Source organism: Rhodococcus sp. P4_E4 (assembly GCF_056401575.1).
Genome location: NZ_JBFUJB010000002.1, coordinates 202,852 through 223,916 on the forward strand (window position 1 = coordinate 202,852; position 21,065 = coordinate 223,916).

The 21,065-nt window shown below is 63.5% G+C and carries 20 protein-coding genes; 3 read left to right on the forward strand and 17 right to left on the reverse strand.

All coding sequences use genetic code 11. The annotated features are described in order from the left end of the window. Position 1 precedes the first annotated feature (1 nt). From tsaD to AC1DVN_RS03925, 7 genes are all read right to left on the reverse strand, one after another. The gene (tsaD, locus tag AC1DVN_RS03895) at positions 2-1,039 is read right to left on the reverse strand and encodes a tRNA (adenosine(37)-N6)-threonylcarbamoyltransferase complex transferase subunit TsaD (protein WP_020969062.1); all 1,038 of its coding nucleotides are present in this window, start codon (positions 1,037-1,039) and stop codon (positions 2-4) included. Beyond that, positions 1,036-1,530 (reverse strand): ribosomal protein S18-alanine N-acetyltransferase, encoded by a 495-nt coding sequence (gene rimI / locus AC1DVN_RS03900; protein ID WP_020906927.1) that lies wholly within the window; start codon positions 1,528-1,530, stop codon positions 1,036-1,038. The genes tsaD and rimI overlap by 4 nt, the downstream gene beginning before the upstream one ends. 10 nt (positions 1,531-1,540) lie before the next feature. After that, the gene (gene tsaB / locus AC1DVN_RS03905; RefSeq protein ID WP_020906926.1) at positions 1,541-2,239 is read right to left on the reverse strand and encodes a tRNA (adenosine(37)-N6)-threonylcarbamoyltransferase complex dimerization subunit type 1 TsaB; all 699 of its coding nucleotides are present in this window, start codon (positions 2,237-2,239) and stop codon (positions 1,541-1,543) included. 136 nt (positions 2,240-2,375) lie between these two features. Further along, positions 2,376-2,867: a tRNA (adenosine(37)-N6)-threonylcarbamoyltransferase complex ATPase subunit type 1 TsaE gene (tsaE, locus tag AC1DVN_RS03910; RefSeq protein WP_019747576.1), complete on the reverse strand. Its 492-nt coding sequence runs from the start codon at positions 2,865-2,867 to the stop codon at positions 2,376-2,378. Beyond that, positions 2,857-3,909, reverse strand: a complete 1,053-nt coding sequence (locus tag AC1DVN_RS03915) for an alpha/beta fold hydrolase (protein WP_003940782.1) — start codon at positions 3,907-3,909, stop codon at positions 2,857-2,859. Before AC1DVN_RS03915 ends, tsaE begins: the two co-directional genes overlap by 11 nt. Beyond that, complete coding sequence (gene alr / locus AC1DVN_RS03920; protein ID WP_019747575.1) at positions 3,906-5,108, reverse strand: alanine racemase; 1,203 nt, start codon at positions 5,106-5,108, stop codon at positions 3,906-3,908. Before alr ends, AC1DVN_RS03915 begins: the two co-directional genes overlap by 4 nt. A gap of 55 nt (positions 5,109-5,163) precedes the next feature. Next, positions 5,164-6,597 (reverse strand): NAD(P)H-hydrate dehydratase, encoded by a 1,434-nt coding sequence (locus AC1DVN_RS03925; RefSeq protein WP_172933408.1) that lies wholly within the window; start codon positions 6,595-6,597, stop codon positions 5,164-5,166. Between the two features lie 38 nt (positions 6,598-6,635). Between AC1DVN_RS03925 and AC1DVN_RS03930 the strand changes: the two genes are divergently transcribed. Beyond that, positions 6,636-7,007 (forward strand): cupredoxin domain-containing protein, encoded by a 372-nt coding sequence (locus tag AC1DVN_RS03930; protein ID WP_019747573.1) that lies wholly within the window; start codon positions 6,636-6,638, stop codon positions 7,005-7,007. A 54-nt stretch (positions 7,008-7,061) separates the two neighbouring features. Here AC1DVN_RS03930 and glmS read toward each other — a convergent pair whose 3' ends face one another. Beyond that, entirely contained in the window at positions 7,062-8,924 is a 1,863-nt protein-coding gene (gene glmS / locus AC1DVN_RS03935; RefSeq protein WP_172933407.1) for a glutamine--fructose-6-phosphate transaminase (isomerizing), read from the reverse strand. 121 nt (positions 8,925-9,045) lie between these two features. Between glmS and AC1DVN_RS03940 the strand changes: the two genes are divergently transcribed. Both AC1DVN_RS03940 and AC1DVN_RS03945 read left to right on the forward strand, forming a co-directional pair. Then, positions 9,046-9,885 (forward strand): poly(ethylene terephthalate) hydrolase family protein, encoded by an 840-nt coding sequence (locus AC1DVN_RS03940; protein ID WP_020969056.1) that lies wholly within the window; start codon positions 9,046-9,048, stop codon positions 9,883-9,885. A 6-nt stretch (positions 9,886-9,891) separates the two neighbouring features. Beyond that, positions 9,892-10,113, forward strand: coding sequence for a hypothetical protein (locus AC1DVN_RS03945; RefSeq protein ID WP_021343574.1), 222 nt, complete (start codon positions 9,892-9,894; stop codon positions 10,111-10,113). A 46-nt stretch (positions 10,114-10,159) separates the two neighbouring features. On the opposite strand, the gene AC1DVN_RS03950 is transcribed toward AC1DVN_RS03945, so the two are convergent. The 9 genes from AC1DVN_RS03950 to eccCa form a co-directional block, all read right to left on the reverse strand. Beyond that, positions 10,160-11,128 (reverse strand): hypothetical protein, encoded by a 969-nt coding sequence (locus AC1DVN_RS03950; RefSeq protein WP_477993481.1) that lies wholly within the window; start codon positions 11,126-11,128, stop codon positions 10,160-10,162. Between the two features lie 176 nt (positions 11,129-11,304). Further along, the gene (locus AC1DVN_RS03955) at positions 11,305-11,610 is read right to left on the reverse strand and encodes a hypothetical protein (protein ID WP_477993483.1); all 306 of its coding nucleotides are present in this window, start codon (positions 11,608-11,610) and stop codon (positions 11,305-11,307) included. 110 nt (positions 11,611-11,720) lie between these two features. Beyond that, on the reverse strand, positions 11,721-13,058 hold the full coding sequence (glmM, locus tag AC1DVN_RS03960; protein ID WP_020906918.1) for a phosphoglucosamine mutase: 1,338 nt from the start codon (positions 13,056-13,058) through the stop codon (positions 11,721-11,723). A 154-nt stretch (positions 13,059-13,212) separates the two neighbouring features. Further along, positions 13,213-13,725, reverse strand: coding sequence for a 30S ribosomal protein S9 (gene rpsI / locus AC1DVN_RS03965; RefSeq protein ID WP_060938798.1), 513 nt, complete (start codon positions 13,723-13,725; stop codon positions 13,213-13,215). Next, on the reverse strand, positions 13,722-14,165 hold the full coding sequence (rplM, locus tag AC1DVN_RS03970) for a 50S ribosomal protein L13 (RefSeq protein ID WP_019747566.1): 444 nt from the start codon (positions 14,163-14,165) through the stop codon (positions 13,722-13,724). The genes rpsI and rplM overlap by 4 nt, the downstream gene beginning before the upstream one ends. 289 nt (positions 14,166-14,454) lie before the next feature. Further along, complete coding sequence (locus AC1DVN_RS03975) at positions 14,455-14,748, reverse strand: WXG100 family type VII secretion target (protein WP_003940975.1); 294 nt, start codon at positions 14,746-14,748, stop codon at positions 14,455-14,457. Positions 14,749-14,835: 87 nt separating this feature from the next. Next, a complete protein-coding gene (locus AC1DVN_RS03980) occupies positions 14,836-15,141 on the reverse strand; it encodes a WXG100 family type VII secretion target (protein ID WP_003940986.1) in 306 nt (101 codons plus the stop codon). A gap of 182 nt (positions 15,142-15,323) precedes the next feature. Further along, positions 15,324-16,826, reverse strand: coding sequence for a type VII secretion-associated protein (locus tag AC1DVN_RS03985; RefSeq protein ID WP_477993486.1), 1,503 nt, complete (start codon positions 16,824-16,826; stop codon positions 15,324-15,326). Beyond that, complete coding sequence (gene eccCa, locus AC1DVN_RS03990; RefSeq protein ID WP_242459947.1) at positions 16,823-20,842, reverse strand: type VII secretion protein EccCa; 4,020 nt, start codon at positions 20,840-20,842, stop codon at positions 16,823-16,825. The genes AC1DVN_RS03985 and eccCa overlap by 4 nt, the downstream gene beginning before the upstream one ends. Between the last annotated feature and the right edge of the window lie 223 nt (positions 20,843-21,065).

Sequence of the window (21,065 nt, forward strand, 5' to 3'; positions counted from 1 at the left end):
CTCAGCGCATCAACTGGCTGACCGAGACCGACAGCCCCGGGTCCGTGGCAACACTCAATTCCGAAGGGCCTGCACCGTTTCCGATCAGGTGGGCAGCCAACGAAGCGATCATCACGCCGTTGTCCGTGCACAGTCGAGGTTTCGGAATGCGCAACGTGATGCCGGCTTCGGCGCAGCGCTGCTCGGCGAGTGAACGGATACGTGAATTGGCCGTGGCGCCGCCGCCGAGAACCAACGTGTCGACCCCGACGTCCTCGGCTGCACGCACTGCCTTCATCGTCAGGACGTCGGCAACCGCTTCCTGGAACGAGGCAGCGATGTCCGGGATCGAAAAGGCCTCGCCTGCGCGCTCTTTCGATTCGACATAGCGGGCGACGGACGTCTTGAGTCCCGAGAACGAGAAGTCGTGCCGCGAATCGCGCGGGCCGGTCATGCCGCGAGGGAAGGCGATCGCGTTCCGATCTCCCTCTTGCGCAGCAGCATCGAGTGCCGGTCCGCCGGGAAAGCCGAGCCCGAGCAGTCTGGCCACCTTGTCGAAGGCCTCACCGGCGGCATCGTCGACAGTCGTGCCCAGTTCGACAATGGGCTTGCCCAGATCTTCGACGTGAAGCAGGTGCGTGTGACCACCTGAGACCAGCAATGCGACGCACGAGGGCAACGGACCGTGCTCGAGAGTGTCAACCGAGACGTGACCGCCGAGATGATTGACCGCATAAAACGGTATGTTCCAGGCTGCGGCATAGGCTTTCGCGGCGGCGACACCGACCAGTAGCGCACCGGCCAGGCCGGGTCCGATGGTGACGGCAAGTGCGTCGGGCTTCTCGATACCGGCGGCAGCAAGGGCACGGCGCATCGTCGGCACTATCGCCTCGAGGTGAGCCCGCGAGGCTACTTCGGGAACCACTCCCCCGTACCTGGCGTGCTGATCCACGCTCGATGCCACCTCGTCGGCCAACAGGTCGCAGGTTCCGTCACCGTTCCAGCGAACGATACCGACACCTGTTTCGTCGCAAGAGCTTTCGACACCCATGACGATCATGCTTGCTGCTCCTCAATTTCGCGGACACCGAGCACGGCGGGCCGTCTCATCGTGTACGCATCTGCCCCACTGGGCTGGTAGTACTTCTTTCGTGTTCCGACGATCTCGAATCCTTCGCGCCGGTACAGCGCGATGGCAGGGTCGTTGTCGGTGCGCACTTCCAGGAACACCGGACACTGCCGTGAATCCGCCAGGGTCAGAAGCGCATCGAGCAACGCGCCGCCGATTCCCAGTCGCTGAGCCGAGGGATCGGTACCGATGGTGTGAACCTCGGCCTCCATGTTCGGCGACGCGCCCAACAACGCGACTCCGGCGTAGCCGAGGACGTGACCGTCGGGTTCCCTGGCAACGAAGTAATGATTATGTGCGCCCGCAAGTTCCGAGACGAACGCTTGCGCGCTCCAGGGTCCGTCGCCCGCGAACAACGCGCGCTCCAACTCCCCGCACCGTTCGGCGTCATCGACGTTCATCGGCTCGATGCTGTACTTCATCTGCTCGGTCTCACTTGCCACGTTCTGCGAGGGTCTTCGCATCCGGGCGTCGGAGGTACAGCGGCTCGAGCGGGGCCGGAACCGATCCGGCCAGAATCTCGCGAGCAGCGACTGTGACCAAGCCGGCCGGTGAGGGTGTCTCCGCCGGGTCGACGGGCAGATCGAAGAAGTCCACGTGCGAAGCAGATCCGGCAATCAGCGTCGAAGGCGAAGGATCAACGTCGCCGGCGGAATTCACAGCCGGCCCTTCGACGCGCACTCCGCCGTCGTAGCGCGCCCAGTAGATCTCGCGACGCCTCGCGTCAGTCACGACGAGCAGGCTCTGTGTGGTCGGTACCGCAGCCGCGATGGCGTCGAGGCTGCACACGCCGTACACGGGAACACCGAGTGCATCACCGAAGGCAGCGCCTGTCGCCATGCCGACACGCAGTCCGGTGTACGGCCCCGGCCCGACACCCACGACGACGGCGTTCAACTCTGCCGGCGTGAGCCCGGCCTCGGCGAGGCATTCGAGGACGTGAGGGGTCAAGACCTCGGCGTGCGCACGAGGATTGACCGTGACACGCACGGCAAGCGTCTCCACTGTGCCCGGTGACTCGGTGCCAGGCGACTCGGTGCCCGGTGACTCTGCGTCCGGTGACGGAGCAGACAGGGAGACGACACCGGCAGTGACTGCCGGAGTGGAGGTGTCAATTGCGAGAACAAGCACGATTTCTCAGGGTACCCGCACGTGAAGAACTACTTCCGGCCCGGGAGGGTCACGCCGTCCATAACACCAAACGCCGTTTCACGACGTCTGCGACACAAAACGCCGTTTCACGACGTCTGCGACACGAAACGCCGTTTCACGACGTCCAGGACCAACTCGCAGTCCGCACATCCGATTCAGGTTCCCGATGAAGCTGCACTCGCAAGTGTCGTTCGACGAGCCTTTCCACGACGTCACCACCCCATTCGACCACCACCACTGCATCGGTGAGGTCGGTGTCGAGGTCGAGGGCATCGAGTTCGTCGAGCGCATGCGGTCCGCTGTCTCCCAGCCGGTATGCGTCGACGTGGATCATGCCGACGGGAACTCCGCCGCCGGGGCGGGTGCCCGGACGATGCTCACGAGCGATGACAAACGTCGGGGACGTCACCCGGCCCTGCACTCCGAGCCCGGCGCCGATTCCGCGCGTCAACGCGGTCTTGCCCGCCCCGAGTGGCCCGTCCAGCACCACCAGGTCGCCGGCAACAAGTCCCGCCGCCAACCGTCGGCCGAAAGCCTCGGTATCCTCTGCCGTTTCCAACGTGATCTGTCCGGATTCGGGAAGTCCCGTGGCGTTCTCAGCCGACATCGGACCGCTCTTCTACCTGTGCACGCTGCACCAGCTTGTCGATTGCGTCCGTCACGATCGCCGGGAACTCGAGCTGCACCAGATGGCCGGCCCCGTGAACTCTCACGAGTTCAGACTCGGGGAGATCGGCAGCGAGACGCTTGGAGCTGATGAACGGAATCATCATGTCTTGATCGCCGCAGATCACGACTGCCGGTGTGTGCGCGAGCACCTCGAGGGACGCGGACTCGTCGTGCAGTTCCAACGTCCGCAAGAAATTGACGATGGTCACGACCGAGGTCCGGTCGAGCATGCCGTCCGACAGCTCATGCAGTCGTGGGCTGACATCGGTGCCGTACGACGCTGCACGCAGGATCGGCGTGATCAGTACTCGCGCAGCGCCCCGGGCGTGCTGAACCACTCCTGGCGAGGTGCGCACTGCCAACCGGAACCCGTCGATGATCGGATTCTGCAGATTGCGGGTCAGACCGGTCTCGGCCAGCCCTGCCGCCGTCGTCGCGACCAGCCCGACGCCGATGACTCGGCCCTCGAACCATTCGGGTCGCTGACCGGCAAGCGCGAGCACCGTCATGCCGCCCATCGAGTGGCCGACGAGAACTATCGGTCCCTTGGGCACTTTGGCCTCGACGACAGTCGCGAGGTCGCGGCCCAGCTGCGAGACCGTGCAACTCTTCGAACGCGGCATACCTGAATCTCCGTGTCCGCGCTGGTCGTAGAACACCATGCGAACCTTGTTGCCCCATCGCTCTTCGAGCTGGCGGCGCTGGAAATGCCAGGACAGCGCACTCAGGCAGTACCCGTGCACGAAAACGACTGTCAGCGGAGCGTCATCCGGTCCCACTTCGCGAACTGCCAGCTCGACGCCGTCCTCGGTGCGCACCGTGCTCTTGCGGTCGCGCGTCATGAGGTCGAAGTCCTCGTCCGCGTAGATTTCCCGGCCCGGACGCGTCGCGGTCTTGAATGCATTCACGCCGGCCATCGAGCCGAGCGCCACAGCGCTGAGCAGGCCACCGAGAATGCTCATCTTTCCTGCAGTCTTCATGACGTCTCTCCCCCGATGTACGTACGCACAGTGCGTCCACGTATTCCGGTCACGACCTCGTAGTGAATGGTGTCGAGTACGTCGGCCCAGGCCTGCGCGTTGGGTTCGCCGTGATCGCCGTTGCCGAAGAAGATCGCGGTGTCGCCTTCGCGAACTCCGTCGCCGTCCGGCCCCAGGTCCACCAACACCTGGTCCATGCAGATCCGCCCGACGGCCTGGCGACGCTTGCCGCCCAACTGCACTTCGAACTTGCCGCTCAGTGAACGAGTCAGACCGTCGGCGTAGCCGACGGGAAGCAGCGCAAGAGTGGTGTCGTGCGGTGCGACCCACTGATGCCCGTAGGAGACGCCCTCTCCGGCGGCCACCTTCTTCACCAGAATCACCTTCGCTCGCAGCGTCATCGCCGGTCGTAAACCGAAATCTCCGAGTTCGGGCACCGGAGACAATCCATATATCGCGATTCCGGGTCGAACCATGTCAAATTGCAGGTCAGGACGGGTGACTGTAGCGGCGGAGTTGGAAAGATGAACGACTTCGGGTTCGAATCCGCGAGCGCGGACGTCGGCAACCGCTTCGATCAAACGCTGCTTCTGCATGTCGATGACGTCATGATGCGGTTCGTCCGAGTGCGCAAGATGGGAAAACACTCCGCGCAGCCTGATCGTGCCCTCGTCCCGGGCAGTAGCGAGGTCGTCGAGCATCTGCGGCCACTCGGTTCTCGAGACGCCGTTGCGATTGAGACCGGTGTCCACCTTGAGCGTCACGGTCGCCTGTTGTCCCAGAACCCGTGCCGCGTCGACGACAGCAGCCAGGTGCCGCGGCGAGGACACGCCGATCTCGACGTCGGACCGGATCGCCGAGGAGAAATCGGCGTCGAGGCCGTGCAGCCAGGCCAGGACGGGAGCGGTGATGCCTGCCTCGCGAAGGACCAGTGCCTCCGCGATGGTGGTGACGCCGAGTTCCCGGGCTCCGGCCGACAGTGCCGTCCGCGCAACCGCAACTGCGCCGTGGTTGTATCCGTCCGCCTTGATGACCGCCATCAACGCTGCATCACCGGCAAATTCACGCAGGACACGCACGTTGTGCGCGATCGCGTCCAGATCGACGACTGCCTCCGTCTGCGGCCCTACTGCGTCGTCGAGTCGGCTCGCCTTCCCCTCCGCAGGCTCCTTCGGTGCTCTTCCCTGGGCAAGCGTCATGGCGACAATCCTGCCACCCGCGCAGAATCGGACACGTGTTCGGGTTTGAACACCCTCAATCAAGGGCAAAAGAGCGAAGCACACGCACCGACTCGCGCAGACCTCCCAGCAGCGGCGAAGCCGAAATCGGTGCTCCGGCGACATCGCTCTGACCGCCGGCAGCGGCGATGTTCGCAGCCAACGCGTGAGCCCGCGCCCCGACGGCCCCGGCTTCGAGAGGGCTCAGACCCGCCGCCAGCAACGCGCCGATCACACCGGAGAGGATGTCACCCGAGCCTGCGGTCGACGCCCAGGAGCCGCCGGCGTCGTTGACCAGGACCTCACCGCCGGGATCCGAGATCACCGTCGTATGGCCTTTCAGCAGAATCGTGACTCCGAGGCGTTCGGCGAGAGCACGCGTGGCCGCGATTCTGTCGTCGCCGAGTGGTGTGAATCGTGCGAACTCGCCGGCGTGGGGCGTCAGAAGAGTCGGCGCGGTCCGGGCTGCGACAAGTTCGGGACGTTGAGCGAGGAGGGTAAGTCCGTCCGCATCGACGACAACGGGTACATCGGTAGCCAGTACCGACGCCAGAAGCCGCGCGGCGTCGTCGTCGGTACCCATACCGGGTCCGACCACCCAGGCCTGAACCCGCCCGGCGGCTTGGAACGTCTCACTCGCAATCACCTCCGGGAACCGGGCGAGCACCTCGGCGGCGCCGTGCCCGGCATAGCGGACCAGGCCGGAGGTCGCGGTCACCGCGGCGCCGGTGCAGAGCACGCCCGCGCCGGGATACTGCTCACTTCCCGCAACGATGCCCACCACACCCTGCGAGTACTTGTCGTCCTCCGGGACTGGAACCGGCCACAGCGCACCGACCTCGGCCGGATCGAGCGAACCGAACGCCGGTTCGCCGACGCTCAATCCGATATCCACGAGTTCGACACGACCACACAGCGGAGCCGCGAGTACGTGCACCGGCTTGAGCGCACCGAATGTGACCGTCACATCAGCGGTCACCGACGGGCCGTCCACTGCGCCGGTGTTCGCGTCGACGCCGCTCGGAAGATCGACCGCCACGATCGGTGCCTCCACCTGGCCGACGAGCTCGGCTGCGTCAGGCCTCAGACCGCCGTGCCCGGAAATCCCGACGATGCCGTCGATCACCAGATCCGGCGACCCGACTTCGGCAGCGACTCGGCCACCGGCCTTCAGGAGAGCGTCGAGGCCCGACCGATGAGCGCGCGCCGGATCGAGCAACACGGCCCGAACACTCACACCTCGTTTGCGGAGCAACGCACCCGCCCACAGGGCATCACCGCCGTTGTCGCCGGTACCGACCAGAAGCGTCACCGACCGATGCGCGACCGATCCTGTACGGGAACGTAATTCGTCCGCGACGACTCGCGCGAGACCGTACGCCGCTCGACGCATCAGCACCCCGTCGGGCAGCTTGTCGAGCAACGGCGCCTCCGCTTCTCGCACCTGATCGACTGTGTAGTACCCACGCATGTCGGAACCCTTCAGTTGCCGTCGCTACCCTCGAAACCATGAAATCACGTCTTCGCCCGGCAATCGCGGGACTCGTCCTCGCTCTCGGTCTGGTCGGGTGCAGTTCCGGCACCGACTCCACACCATCTGCGGCCGAAACGACGGCGAGCGGACCCGTGGTGACCATCTCCGGGATGGCGTACTCCCCCGCTTCCATCACCGTGAACGTCGGCGACACCGTCACGTGGGTATTCGACGACAACGGAATGGCCCACGACGTCAACGGCCTCGGAGACGCCAAGGGCAAACTCCGCAGCCCACTCAAGAAATCGGGAACTTACACCTACACGTTCACCGAACCCGGAACCTACGACTACACCTGTACACCGCATCCCGAGATGCGCGGAACCGTCGTCGTCGAGACGCCGTAACGCACTCGGGCCCCMCAGTCTTTCGACTGCGGGGCCCGAATTTCCCTACGAAAACTATTCGACCGTAACCGATTTCGCCAGGTTACGCGGCTTGTCGACGTCGTATCCGCGCGCCGCGGCAACCTCGGCCGCAAAGATCTGCAACGGAACCGTGGACAGCAACGGCTGCAGCAGAGTCGGTGACGGCGGAATCTCGATCAGGTGATCCGCGTGCGCCGCGGCGACGGTATCGCCTTCCTCCGCGATGACGATAGTCGTTGCCCCGCGCGCCTTGATCTCCTGAATGTTGGACACCAACTTCGAGTGCAGGACAGCGCGACCCTGCGGCGACGGCATGACGATGATGACCGGAAGGTCCTCCTCGATCAGCGCGATCGGGCCGTGCTTGAGCTCACCGGCGGCAAAGCCCTCGGCGTGCATGTACGCAAGCTCCTTGAGCTTGAGCGCACCCTCGAGCGCCACCGGGTAGCCGACGTGGCGCCCCAGGAACAGCACGGTCGACGCGTGCGCGAACTGGCGTGCCAACGCGCGCACCGGTTCTGCCGTCTCGAGCACCTTGCTGACCAATGCGGGCATAGCTTCGAGGTCGGCGTACTCGCGCGCAACCTCGTCCGGATACTTGGTGCCGCGAGCCTGCGCCAAAGCCAAACCGACGAGGTAGTTCGCGGTCACCTGCGCCAGGAAGGCCTTGGTCGACGCAACCGCGATTTCCGGTCCTGCCCGCGTGTAGAGAACGGCGTCGGCTTCGCGCGGGATCTGTGCACCGTTGGTGTTGCAGATCGCCAGGACGCGTGCCTTCTGGTCCTTGGCGTGCTTGACCGCTTCGAGTGTGTCCGCCGTCTCCCCCGACTGCGAGATCGCGACAACAAGCGTCGAGCGATCCAGAACCGGGTCGCGGTAACGGAATTCGCTGGCGAGTTCGACCTCGACAGGTAGACGCGTCCAATGCTCGATCGCGTACTTCGCCAACAGTCCGGAGTGGTAGGCACTACCGCAGGCGACGACAAACACCTTGTCGACGTCGCGCAGTTCCTGATCGGACAACCGCTGCTCGTCGAGGACGATCTTCCCGTTCTCGAAGTGGCCGAGGAGCGTGTCGGCGACAGCGGTCGGCTGCTCTTCGATCTCCTTGAGCATGAAGTAGTCGTGACCACCCTTTTCGGCGGCCGCGAGATCCCAGTCGATGCGGAACGGGCGCCCCTCTGCCTCGTTGCCCGCGAAGTCGGAGATCCGATAGCTGTCGGCAGTGATCACCACTGCCTGATCCTGTCCGAGTTCAACCGCATCGCGTGTGTGCTCGATGAACGCAGCGACGTCGGAGCCGAGGAACATCTCGCCCTCACCGACACCGACGACGAGCGGCGTCGAGCGGCGGGCGGCGACAATCGTGTCCGCGTGGTCGGCGTGCGTGAAGACGAGCGTGAACGCACCTTCCAACCGACGAACCACCGACAGCGCACTCTCGATGAAATCACCTGCCGTCGGCCCGTCGGAGTACGCCCGGGCTACCAGGTGAACTGCCACCTCGGAATCCGTGTCGCTCTGAAGCTCGACGCCTGCAGCCTCGAGCTCCGCACGCAGCGGGGCGAAATTCTCGATGATTCCGTTGTGAACGACAGCCAGCTTGCCCGACGCATCACGATGCGGATGCGCATTACGGTCGGTCGGTCGCCCATGCGTCGCCCACCGGGTATGACCCATACCCGACGTACCGACAAAGTGATCCGCGCCGTACTCGCCGAGCTCCGCCTCGAGGTTGGCCAACTTACCGGCCTTACGCTCGATCTCGACCCCACCGGTTCCGTCGAGAATCGCGATTCCCGACGAGTCGTACCCGCGATACTCCATTCGCCGTAAAGCCTCCACCACAACGCCCAGAGCTGGGCGGTGGCCGACGTATCCCACGATTCCGCACATGGTGACTCAGGGTACTTGGACATCGGCGGTGGGCGCATTTTGCGGTTCCACAGACATCCCCCAGCCGGTTGCAGCGTCGGCTCCGCATACACGAGGCGCTCATCGGATAACGTCTTCAACCGTGGCACCGAAACTGAAGACACTGACCCGTGAGCTGTCCAAGCGCGGCCCGCACCGAGTTCTCCGCGGCAACCTCGCCCTGGCCGGACAGCCGGGTGTCGTGTACACGCCGGAAACCGGTTTCAATCTCCCCGCCGTTGCCTTCGCGCACGGGTGGATGGTCGGGTCCCACAAGTACGAGCAGACACTCCAGCACCTCGCTTCCTGGGGAATTGTCGCAGCGGCGCCCGACAGCGAACGCGGTCCGGTCCCGTCCCATCTCGGCTTGGCTGCAGATCTTCGAGCGACGCTCGACATCTGCGTCGGCGTACGACTCGGCCCTGGCCAGATCAGCGTCCACCCCGATCGAGTCGCCTTTGCCGGTCACGGCATGGGCGCGGGCGCGGCGGTACTGGCCGCAGCGCAGCGCGGGGATGTCGGTGCGGTAGCCGCGCTGTTCCCGGCCCCGACAGCACCCAAGGCGGAGAACTACGCGTCGAAGATCACAGCGCCCGGATTGATCCTTGCCGGCCAAGACGACGTCGATTCCTTGACCAGCAATGCGCGCCCGCTGAGCGTGGAGTGGGGCGGCCCCGTCGTCGCACGCACCGTGAACGACGGCCAAGACGCCGGACTGATCGAAGGCCGCCGACTCCTCGGAGCCCTGGGCCTCGGTGGATCCGAGCGCAAGACACAGTCCGCCACACGGTGCCTGCTCACGGGCTTCCTGTTGTTCCATCTGACCGGCGACAAGAAGTACCAGGACTTTGCTGATCCTGATGTCGAGATTCCACACACGGCGCCGTTGCTCCCGGTTGAACCTCACTCCGACGCGCGGGCCAGCCAGCTGTTGCGTAAGTAGGAGTCCGTGCCCGCCCCCGACTCCGGCGGCGAGCACGGCTTCGTCGGCGTCGTCGTCGGCTCTGACGCGGATCGCAGATACGGGCCGGATCTGACCGACCCTTCCGTGTCGTTATCGGCAGACGTCGTTTCGGACGGCGGCTCCTGGCGCGATTCCTCGCTCGCCACTGCCGCTCTGCGCTCACGGAAGTCCTCGAGCGCTCTGCGCTCACGGAAGTCCTCGAGTTGAGAATCGAGAGTTCGACGGATCTCTTCGAAGGGCGCGTGAACGGACTTCACAGCGGACCAGCTCCGGCCAGCTCAGCGCCCGTCTCTCCGTCGGGGCCGGCGATCGACTCGTCCGGGACTGTGACAGGCGGCTCCGGGTCCGGCGCGGGCGAGACTTCGGCGGTGGTTTCAACCGGTATCTCGGGCTGGGGATTATCGGGCTGGGGAATTTCGGGTTGAAGTGTCGCGGGCTGGGACGCTTCTTGCGGGTATGTCTCCTGCATGACCGCCTCCTGACCGGCATCAAAAACTATTCTCGGCCAACCGTTTTCGTCCAACTCCACGGTGACAGACACAGAGTTCCCGTCAGCACCGGCGACATCGAGACTCACCCCACGACCGTCGGGCGCAATCGAGAAGCCCCACGTGTTGCCGCCGATCGAGAAAGAGATCGGCGCAGCCGCGGCAGCGGATTCGATTGTCTCGGCGACTGGCAAGGTCGACGGGAAGGCGTCTGTCACCCATTGAGTCGCGGCATCAAAAGCATCGCCTACCGCGCTCGCACACTGCGCGCACGCCCTGTCGAATTCGTCGCGGGCATCCAGATACGCCGACCGAAAAACAGTGTCCAACCATGGCGCCGCGCCACGACCGCTGGAAGCGACGTGAGCCAGCTGATCGATCTCCCCCGCACCCAGACCGCCGATGGTCACCCGGTCGAGGCTGGCCACCTTGAAAGCTTTGTCTGCCAAAGCCGTTCGAACAGTCCGCGCAAGTTCGTCGGCTAGCGTGATCAACAGTGGCGCCGAATCCGCATCGGACCGAGCTTCGCGCCGCGCGGCGAAGACCTGATCGACGACCGCATCCACGCCGGAAACATTCCACACTGCGGGAAGATTCTCGGCCAGGACCGTCAGCATCGCGATCTCCGCGACCGAACCGTCCACCGCCGCAGCCATGTCCGACATGTCTCGCGTCAGTGCCGCGATATCGATGCCCGCCTCTGCGCGATATGCATCCTCATAGGAGGTAAGCATCCGTTCTTCGAAACCCAACCGAGTGGCCAGGTCGTGAAATCGGCCGAAGAACTGCAGTCCGCTAGCGCCCGCTTCCAGAATTTCGTCGGGATGAGCATGTGAATCACGCAGTGCAAGAATATCTTCGAAAGAACACGGGCCGTTCGGTACTGCCTGGGCTGTAAGGCTGTTCGGTATCACGAGGCCGACCCGCCGGAGTCCCGCACCCGCCGCGCACCCTCACGATCCACCTCAGTGATTGCCTCAGCCGAAGAGGAAAGCCGGCGCGCCAACGTATCGAGAAGATCCGCACGGCCAGTCAAGCGAGAATTCAGGACCGCCAATGCCGACTCCAACGCGGCTCCGTGCTCGGCGTAGTCACGGCCCGAAGCGGCACCGCCCCCTCGCAAATGCTTGATCGGCTCGGCAGAATCGCGCAGACCCTGGGCCACCGACACCGCATGGCGTGCCAATTCATCTGTTCCAGCGCGGTCGACATCCACGAGCGCCCCCAAGTTTCAACGGAACCACTCGCACGTCGAGCGGCCTTTGACTCCTTGGACGCAGCAGGGCGCAATTACGTTCCCTCAAAACGCGAAGGCGCAATGAGGGGCTACACCGAACCGACGATCTCGGCCAACTCGTCAGCCAGCTTCTGCGCGAGCGGAAGTTCGGTGGCCTCGACCATGACGCGGACCAGTTGCTCTGTCCCGGACGGGCGCAGGAGCACTCGACCACCGTCACCGAGAACGCGCTCGGCGTCCGCGACTGCTGCAAGTACCGACGGCGACGCTGCGACTGCCGCCTTGTCCCCGACCTTCACGTTGATCAGCACTTGCGGGAGGGTGGTCATCGTTGCAGCCAGTACCGATGCCGACTTACGCGTACGAGCCATGCGTCCGAGCAGCCTGAGACCGGTGAGAATTCCGTCGCCCGTGGTGCCGAACGCCGGCAACACAACATGGCCTGACTGCTCGCCACCGAGGCTGTATCCGCCCGCGCGCAGTTCCTCCAAGACGTAGCGGTCGCCTACGGCAGCAGTCACGATGTTGATGCCTGCCTCGCGCATCGCGATGTGCAAACCGAGATTGCTCATGACAGTCGCGACGAGAGTGTTCTCGACCAACTCCCCGGCCTCGTTCATCGCGATCGCCAGAACAGCCATGATCGCGTCACCATCGACCACCGCGCCGGTCTCGTCGACGGCCAAGCAGCGGTCGGCGTCGCCGTCGTGCGCGAGGCCTAGGTCCGCCCCGTGATCGACTACCGCTTTCTGAAGATTCTCCAGGTGCGTCGATCCGCAGCCGTCGTTGATGTTGAGGCCGTCGGGATCTGCGCTGATCGCGATGACACGAGCGCCCGCTGCTGCGTAGGCAACCGGTGCGAGCGCGGAAGCAGCGCCGTTGGCGCAGTCGACGACAACGGTAAGTCCAGCGAGCGGCTCGCTCGCCGCGCTCGCCAGATGTGCAAGGTACAGCTGAGCGGCATCGTCGACCGCACGGACTCGGCCTATCCCGGCACCTGTCGGAAGGACCGGCGGCGCAGTGCCGTCGAGCGCGTCCTCGATCGCCACCTCGACAGCGTCATCCAACTTGTGCCCACCGGCCGCGAAAATCTTGATTCCGTTGTCCGGCATGGGATTATGCGATGCAGAAATCATGACACCGAGACTGGCTTCGAGCTTTGCCGTCAAGTATGCAACTGCCGGAGTCGGAAGGATACCCACGTCGAGCACGTCGACGCCTGCGGAACTCAACCCGGCCGTCACCGCGGCTTGAAGCATCTCACCGCTGGCGCGAGGATCGCGGCCGATCACGGCGGTCGGACGGGCATCCGAAGTGCCGGCTGTCAGTACGCTCGCCGCGGCAACTGCCAATCTCAATGCAAGATCTGCAGTCAGATCCGAATTGGCAAGTCCACGAACACCGTCAGTACCGAACAACCGACCCATAGAACGACTCCTGAATCCTGTGAACCTCGAGAATGAAACTCGAGAATGGAATTTCTCCGAGAAACACAAGAGCGAGCGTCCGGTAACGATGGACGCTCGCTCTTGTGGTGAACAGGTGCCGAAGCAGACCCGTCGGGTCAACCTCGGCAAAGCATCAGCGCTTGGAGTACTGCGATGCCTTACGAGCCTTCTTCAGGCCGTACTTCTTACGCTCGACCGCGCGGGCGTCACGCGTCAGGAAGCCTGCACGCTTGAGGGCCGGACGATCATCAGGGGTTACCTCGATGAGTGCGCGCGCGATAGCCAGACGCAGTGCGCCTGCCTGACCGGACGGGCCGCCACCGTGCAGCAGTGCAATGATGTCGAAAGACTCGGGACGCTCGACGAGCACCAGCGGAGCCTTGATCAGCTGCTGGTGAACCTTGTTGGGGAAGTAATCCTCCAACGTACGGCCGTTGAGCTTGAACTGACCGGTACCGGGAGTCATCCGAACGCGAACGACAGCCTCCTTGCGGCGACCGACGGTCTGGACCGGGCGATCGAGGACGATCGGTGCGAGCGTAGCTGCAGCAACCTCTTCGATGACCTCGACTGCGTCAGCGGCGACAAGCTCTTCCACTGCTTCGATGTTCTCTTCGGACACGTTCTGCTCTTCCGGCGATGTCACTGTGCGACCTGCTTGATCTCGAACGGCACCGGCTGCTGCGCGGTGTGGGGGTGATTCGGGCCCGCGTAGACCTTGAGCTTGCTGCTCATTGCGCGGCCGAGCTTCGTCTTGGGGAGCATGCCGACAATGGCCTTCTCGACGAGACGATCGGGGGTCCTGTCGAGGACCTCACCGACAGTGCGGGACTTCAGGCCACCCGGGAATCCGGAGTGGTGGTAAACGTTCTTGCCCTGCAGCTTGTTGCCGCTGATGGCAACCTTCTCAGCGTTGATGATGACAACGAAGTCACCACCGTCGATGTGCGGCGCGTAGGTGGGCTTGTGCTTGCCACGCAGCAAGTTCGCTGCCTGAACGGCAAGACGGCCGAGCACCACGTCAGTGGCGTCGATGACGTGCCACGAGTGGGTCACATCTCCGGCCTTCGGGGTGTACGTAGACACAGATCTTCCTCGTCTTAATTCATTCCACTGCTGACCATGTGCGTATCGCGTAAACGATCCTCGGCGGCCAGTTGAGACCCGAGAACCGCCGGTCTCCACGCATTTCTGCCGGAGCCCTACGGCACGCCACCGATAGACGATACCGGTCTACCCGCTGCCAGGTCAAAGCGCAGCCATCTCCGCCGACAATGCCCTCGTCGGGAACCAGCGGGTAAGCGATCGACATGCGACTGCCCCGGCAACCTGACGGTACCGGGGCAGTCGGGGTGTCGTCACGACATGAATGTTGTCAGCGACCGAACCCGTTTGCGGCGATCCGGTCAGCTTCCTGCATCTTCTCCGAGCCGCTCGCCGTCGCTCCGGCGATCTGCGCGAGAACCATGTTCAGTTCTTCGGACGCCTGGGCCCAGCGGCGCTGTGCGTCGTTCCAGGCTTCGGAACCTGCCCCTTCCCAGCCTGCTTGCAGCTTGTCGACGACAACCTTGATGTCGCCCTGCTTGTCGTTGATCGCTTTGGCCTGCTGTTTCATCTGATCGGACAGCATTGCGAGGCCGCCGAAGTCGTACTTGATCCTGTCGGACATAACTGCTCCCGGTTCGGTGTGACTGGAGAGAACTTTGTGAGAACTACTGGCTGAGGACTGCTTGATCGAACGGCGAAGAGCTGACGGTCAGGACATGTTCACCGTCGCGCCGCGAAGCGAGCTGACGTTGTCGTCTTCGGTCGAGTCGAAGGTTCCCGCAGCCTGTTTGATCTGCTCGCAGATGTCGGTCAGAGCAGTGTCCAACTTCAGGGCCGCGCTGTTGTATCGCTCCATGATTCCTGCGTATTCGACCTGCGCCGCACCGTTCCACGAATTGTGCGAAGCGTCGGCCTCCGACCGAACAGCGTTGACCAGTCCCCTGATGTCACCGAGATGTCCGTCGATGGTCCCCGCCGAATCGATCAATTCAGCGGTAGTTGCGGTAAAGCCCATGTCGTCCCCCTGGATTCGGTGAGTACCGTTCGGTATCGGCGACCACCCACGACGGCTTGTCCGTCGGATGTGCACCGGGGTCGAGCGGAACTCCCTGATGTGCGCTACACATACTTTGACGCGACCTCCGTGCCAACGGTTCCGGCCCGATCGAAGAATGTTTGCAGAACCGACCGATCCGGTCAGGGCGTGAATTCGAGTGACTGCCACATCCGCAGGCAGTCCGCTTCGAGACTGTCCCACTCACCGACCAGATACTGGCAGCCGATACTCACTTGCCGACCGTTGTCGACGTACACGTGCCAACGCACCTCGGAGAAATCGTCCGGAAACTCGACGTACACCACTGCCTGTTTTCCTGCGGCATCGTCGATCACAGAAAACTCTCCGAACCGCAATGGGTCCTCGAACGCCGAAAACTGCTGACGCAAAGCGGCTTCGACGGAATCGAATCCAGCACCTTCCGCAAGACTTTTCTCGATGACCACGATCTTGCGATCAGCGCCGGAACTGGGTATCAAATCGGTGCGCCCGCTCGAGGTCCCTCGTGACAGAAGCTTCCAATCGGAAGGCAGCTCTGCTGCAACGCTCCCCACCTCCACACGCGTGAGTTCCGGCGTGACACCGGACTCGATCGACGGAATCGAAGTCTTCGGCGCAGGCTTTTCCTGCTCTTTCGACGCCTCCACGATCTCGGCTTTGCCTTCCGCCGTAGCTGCAACCGAGTCCGCCAACCGAGAATCGCCTCGATCGCGAGTCGACACCACGACCGTTGCCGCGACCGCAGCGACGACGGCGAGCACCGCAAGCGCCGCCGCGAACCATCGACGGCCTCCGTGCCACCCGCCGACTCGACGGGGCGAGGAGGCAGTCGAGTGCACGGAAGGAATCGACATCGCGCCATCCGGATCGCCTACCCACCCGGCGCCAAAAGCTGAATTGTCGACGATTCGACCGGAACTGTCCCGCGCAGTTGTCTTGCGAACGAGCGTCCGAGGATCCACCAGAGACGACGCCACCCGACTCTCGTCCAGAATTCGAATGCTCGCGTGGCCGTGGACATTCGTCGACCCACGTTCGAGCGAAGCCGCAACGGCATGCGAGCGCGGCCCGACCAACACCACAGCGTCCCGAACCGACAAGTCCCCGATTCCGGAAAACAACCCCGCAGCGTCTGCGATCGCCGAACTTTGTGCCCCGTCGATTCGGAGTTCACCGTCGACCTCGCTGACAACAGAAGCGACCACCATTCCGCCACGCAGTTCGAGGACGACACACCGTGATCGCCAGGCTGTACGAGCCGACCTCGCCGCCGCGACCGACGTCGGAACGAGGACGACGTCGTGCGCCACTCGCCGTGCGGCATCGAGCAATCGCCGCCTACGTGGGGCACCCCAATCCGAGGGATGGCTGAGATAGAGGATGTCTGCATCGACGATTCCGCACCCGTCCATCGCACTGGAGATCAGCCTGGCCAGCTCCAAGACGGTGGGGACAATCCGACCATCTACGTCGACATAATCGTCGTCGACGTAATCGATCGCATTTTCACCGGTCGTACCGGGACCCGACGCCGGTTCGCGTCTGAGGTCTGCACTGCAACAGAATTCGCGTTGACCCGAGACGACCCAGATATTGGATGCACCCCAATGTAGCGAGACCGACACCAAGGACGGAACGGTCACAGCGGTGGCATCCACGGAACTTGGACAAGTTGGGTTTGCGACCGAGAAACGTAGACCCCACGACCTTCCGGCAATGCCGACGCGCGGACGGTGCCGACGAGATTTCCCTCGTCGCGACTTCCGCTCATGATCAATCCGGCCGGTGCCATGTCGCGAATTCTCGCAATGACCGGCTCGTAGAGTGCTCTGGCCGCGCCACCGGAACGGCGGGCAATCACCAGGTGCAAACCGATGTCCTTGGAATGCGGAATGTACTCGAGCAACGGCGCCACCGGATTACCACTCGGTGTGGCCACAAGGTCGTAGTCGTCGATCAGTACATAAATCTCCGGTCCACTCCACCACGACCTTTCCCGCAATTGCTGCTGTGTTGTTTCGGCGTTCGGCATTCTGGCGGCGACGATCCGAGCCAAGTCGACCATCAACTCACCGAAGGTCGTCGACGACGCCGAGTAACCGCCGAGGTGATTCCCTTCGACCACTCCCAGCAGGGAATGCCGATAGTCACCGATAATCAACTTGGCCTGCGCCGGTGTGTTCGACGCGATGATCCCTTCCGCTATTCCGCGCAAAAGAGATGTCTTGCCACACGCGGTGTCGCCGAATATCAAGAGGTGCGGGTGTTCCCGGAAGTCCATGTACACCGGGGAGAGGTCGGTCTCACCGAGCCCGATCGGCACGGTGAGGCACCGACCGTCGGCCGCACTCGGTGAGGGCCACCGGGTCCCGACAGCTTCGAGAAGTTCTGCCCGCGAGTACGAATCCGGAAGCATCCGCACGGTGGGCGCCGGGCGCGAATTCGACATGGCTGCAATATGTTCGACCGTCGACGCCACAGACCCACCGGAATTCTCACTACCGGGCGAACCGCCGATTCGAGGTAGTCCGGTGAGAAGGTGAAGCCCGTCGCGCGTGATGCCACGACCCGGTCGACCTTCCGGCACCAGGCTGGCTTTCTGGCGACCCGCATCCGAATCTCCCGGATCACCCAATCGAAGTTCGATGCGAGTACCCAGTTGATCCTTGAGTGCCGGCCGGATCTCGGCCCATCTCGACGTCGTGACGATCACGTGCACACCGAAGGACAAACCTTGACCGGCGAGCATGTTGATCTGAGGCTCGAGTGATTCGAAATCCGAACGAACGCTGGGCCAACCATCGACGACGAGGAAGACGTCACCGTACGGGTCATCTCGGAGTCCCGCCGCCACACCTTCCCCGGCAGGATCAGCTGTTCGCAATCCTCGGAAATCAGCCATGGAGTCGATGCCGAGGTCACGAAACAGTCGCTCTCGTTTCGCGACCACACCGAGTACCTCGGCAACCGTGCGGCGGACGCGGTCGGAATCCAAGCGGTTTGCCACCGATCCGACGTGCGGCAGATCTTTCAATCCGAGGAGCGTTCCACCTCCGAAGTCGAGGCAGTAGAACTGAATCTGTTCCGGCGTGTGCGTCATGCTCAGAGACAAGATCAACGTGCGCAAGGCCGTCGACTTTCCCGACTGCGGGCCGCCGACGATCGCGAGGTTGCCCGTTGATCCGTTCAGATCGGCGACGAGAAGATCGCGGCGCTGATCGAACGGCCTGTCGACTACGCCGAAGGGTGCGCTCAGATTTCCGCGAGGTTGATCACCGGCCGCCCACCGCGGCAACAACTGGTCAAGCGTCGGGGATGCCTCGAGCGGCGGTAACCACACCTCGTGCGCGCGTGGACCGTGAGAGCGCATGCGGTCGACGAGGACTCCCATGAGAGTACGTGCATCGTCACCGATTTCGCCCATGTCGATGACATCGGGCTCGACGGGAACGACAACAGCCTCTGGCCCGACCACGGGCGTCGCGGTAAACGGCAGCGGCGCGAGTTCGACGGGGGAATCTACCGAGAATCGAGTGGGCACTATCCGCTCGCCCTCGTACGGGCCTGACACGTATGCACCTTGGAAGCGAACGATCTCCGCAGAATCGGACTTCAGGTATCCCGCACCGGGTGTGCCCGGCAGGTGATAAGCATCGGGAACGCCGAGAACGGAACGGGACTCGTTCGCCGAGAACGTTTTCAAACCGACGCGATACGAAAGATGGCTGTCGAGACCCCGAAGCTTTCCTTCGTCGAGCCGCTGACTGGCCAGCAGCAGGTGAATGTGAAGTGACCTGCCCAATCGCCCGATGGCCACGAACAATTCGGCAAATTCCGGCTGTTGACTGAGCAGTTCGGAAAACTCGTCGACAACGACGAAGAGTGCAGGCAACGGATCGAGTGCAGCGCCGGCCAGCCTCGCCTTCTCGTAATCGGACACGTTTGCGAAGTTTCCTGCCGCACGCAGCAGTTCCTGTCGACGATTCATTTCGCCGGCGAGTGCGTCCTTCATACGATCGACCATCGCCAATTCCTCGGCAAGGTTGGTGATGATCGCAGCAACGTGCGGCGCCTCCTCCAGGCCGAGAAAGGTTGCACCACCTTTGAAGTCGATCAGGACGAGGTTCAGTGCGTTGGGTGAGTGCGTCGCGATCAGGCCGAGTACCAAGGTTCGCAGGAACTCCGACTTACCAGAACCGGTGGCTCCGATACACAGCCCGTGCGGACCCATACCGTTCTCGGCCGACTCCTTCAGATCCAGTTCGACAGGGTTTCCATCTTGTCCGACACCGATCGGCACGCGGAGTCGGTCGCGCCCCTGACGTGGCAGCCAGCCATGTTCAGGATTGAACCTCGCAACATTTCCTATCCCCAACATCTGGCTCCAGGTCCGAAGGGATCGGTCGTCGTCAGTCGCGTCCACGGCGTTCTGCGATGCCGCACGGAACGGTGCGATGCGACGTCCGAACGACTGCGCCAGGCTCGTTGTCGCGGCGTCAGGCGTCGCAAAATTCTCGACTCCTGCGCTGCTCACCGCGCCGATCTGATCGCTACCGACGACCAGTCGCAAACCACGCGCCGCCGCCAGCCGCGGGCAGAACCCGCACAGGTCGAGGACGGTCACCGAGTCGAGCCCGGTTTCGGACAACAGGCCGGTGTCACCTTCGAGCAAGCCACCGTCCACGACCAACACGAGATGCGGAACGCCCGCACTCGCTGGAGTGTTGCGAGCAAATCGAGCACGCATCGAAAGCGTTTCCCCGAGGGAACTTTCGAACTCGAGATACGAACCGAACACCATGCGTGAAGTGCCGGCGCCGTCCTGAGATTCCGGGTGTTGCACGTGTGGGAGCCACTTGACCCACTCCCACTCGGCTTCGGTATCGGGACCGCACACCACTGCAACTTGGACGGTGTCCGGACCGTGGAAAGTGCACAGCTGCATCAACATCGAGCGGACGAGCGCTCGAGCGGAATCCCTCTGCCCCTCAATGGACATTGCAGCAAATCCGCGAAGCGAGACGGCGGTCGGCAGGTCCTTTACAACCGAATGCGCACGGACGAATCGCCGAAGTGAGACAGCAGCGACGGGTTCGAGATCCTCGACCGGCCCGGTCTCCGGCGATACAAGTCTGGTGGCCAATCGCTGTGCACCCAGACCGACCCGAACGTGGCAGTAGTCCGAGTCGGTGATCTGACGTTCCCACATCCGCACAGTCCCGGCCAGTGTCCAAAGCTGCGACGGCTCGGGATTGCTCCACTCGAGAGCAGCACGCTGCGCACCAGACGTCGCAGCAACATCGCTGCGCATCTGATCCAGGTACCGCAGGTAGTCCTTGCGGTCCTCGTTCGCTTCGGACGCTCGTGCTCCACCGCTACGACCGCCCCCGGCGAGCATCCCGAGCATCGACACCATCATCATGACCGGAAACAGCAGGGACATCGGATTGCGCGCCATGCCGGAAGAGAACATCAGCGCCACCATGCCGATCATGGCAACCACCATGATCACCGGAAGTAGTTTGGTCAGTAGGTTTCCCGGCGTGACGCGAGGAATCTCCGGTGGGGCCTGAAGCGTCACCTCGCCGCCCGGTGTACGCGGCGATTCACGGCGCGCTCGACGCGCAAATCTGACAGTGCTCAATTCACCCACCCCCATCGGTGCTGCAACTGTTGCCGCCACGCGCCTCGTCCGACTACCGCCGGCCCGCCCCCCAAGGCGTAGTCACGCAATTGCAAGAGAGTAGATCACAACACCGACACTCGGGTCGGTGCCACCTGTTGTCTGCGCTGTCGCCGACACAGGCGCACAGTTCATGTCGTATTGTTCGGGTGAACTGGGGTGACGTGACAGGGGAATCGCGTCATGGGAGGGGACAGAT

Coding starts and splice junctions, on each gene's coding strand:
- AC1DVN_RS03980 (WP_003940986.1), bottom strand. CDS start 15,141: ATGGGCTTTACCGCAACTACCGCTGAATTGATCGATTCGGCGGGGACC.
- AC1DVN_RS03925 (WP_172933408.1), bottom strand. CDS start 6,597: ATGCGTGGGTACTACACAGTCGATCAGGTGCGAGAAGCGGAGGCGCCG.
- glmM (WP_020906918.1), bottom strand. CDS start 13,058: ATGGGTCGGTTGTTCGGTACTGACGGTGTTCGTGGACTTGCCAATTCG.
- tsaD (WP_020969062.1), bottom strand. CDS start 1,039: ATGATCGTCATGGGTGTCGAAAGCTCTTGCGACGAAACAGGTGTCGGT.
- glmS (WP_172933407.1), bottom strand. CDS start 8,924: ATGTGCGGAATCGTGGGATACGTCGGCCACCGCCCAGCTCTGGGCGTT.
- rimI (WP_020906927.1), bottom strand. CDS start 1,530: ATGAAGTACAGCATCGAGCCGATGAACGTCGATGACGCCGAACGGTGC.
- AC1DVN_RS03975 (WP_003940975.1), bottom strand. CDS start 14,748: ATGTCCGACAGGATCAAGTACGACTTCGGCGGCCTCGCAATGCTGTCC.
- tsaE (WP_019747576.1), bottom strand. CDS start 2,867: ATGTCGGCTGAGAACGCCACGGGACTTCCCGAATCCGGACAGATCACG.
- AC1DVN_RS03930 (WP_019747573.1), top strand. CDS start 6,636: ATGAAATCACGTCTTCGCCCGGCAATCGCGGGACTCGTCCTCGCTCTC.
- AC1DVN_RS03950 (WP_477993481.1), bottom strand. CDS start 11,128: ATGCTTACCTCCTATGAGGATGCATATCGCGCAGAGGCGGGCATCGAT.
- eccCa (WP_242459947.1), bottom strand. CDS start 20,842: ATGGGGGTGGGTGAATTGAGCACTGTCAGATTTGCGCGTCGAGCGCGC.
- alr (WP_019747575.1), bottom strand. CDS start 5,108: ATGACGCTTGCCCAGGGAAGAGCACCGAAGGAGCCTGCGGAGGGGAAG.
- AC1DVN_RS03915 (WP_003940782.1), bottom strand. CDS start 3,909: ATGAAGACTGCAGGAAAGATGAGCATTCTCGGTGGCCTGCTCAGCGCT.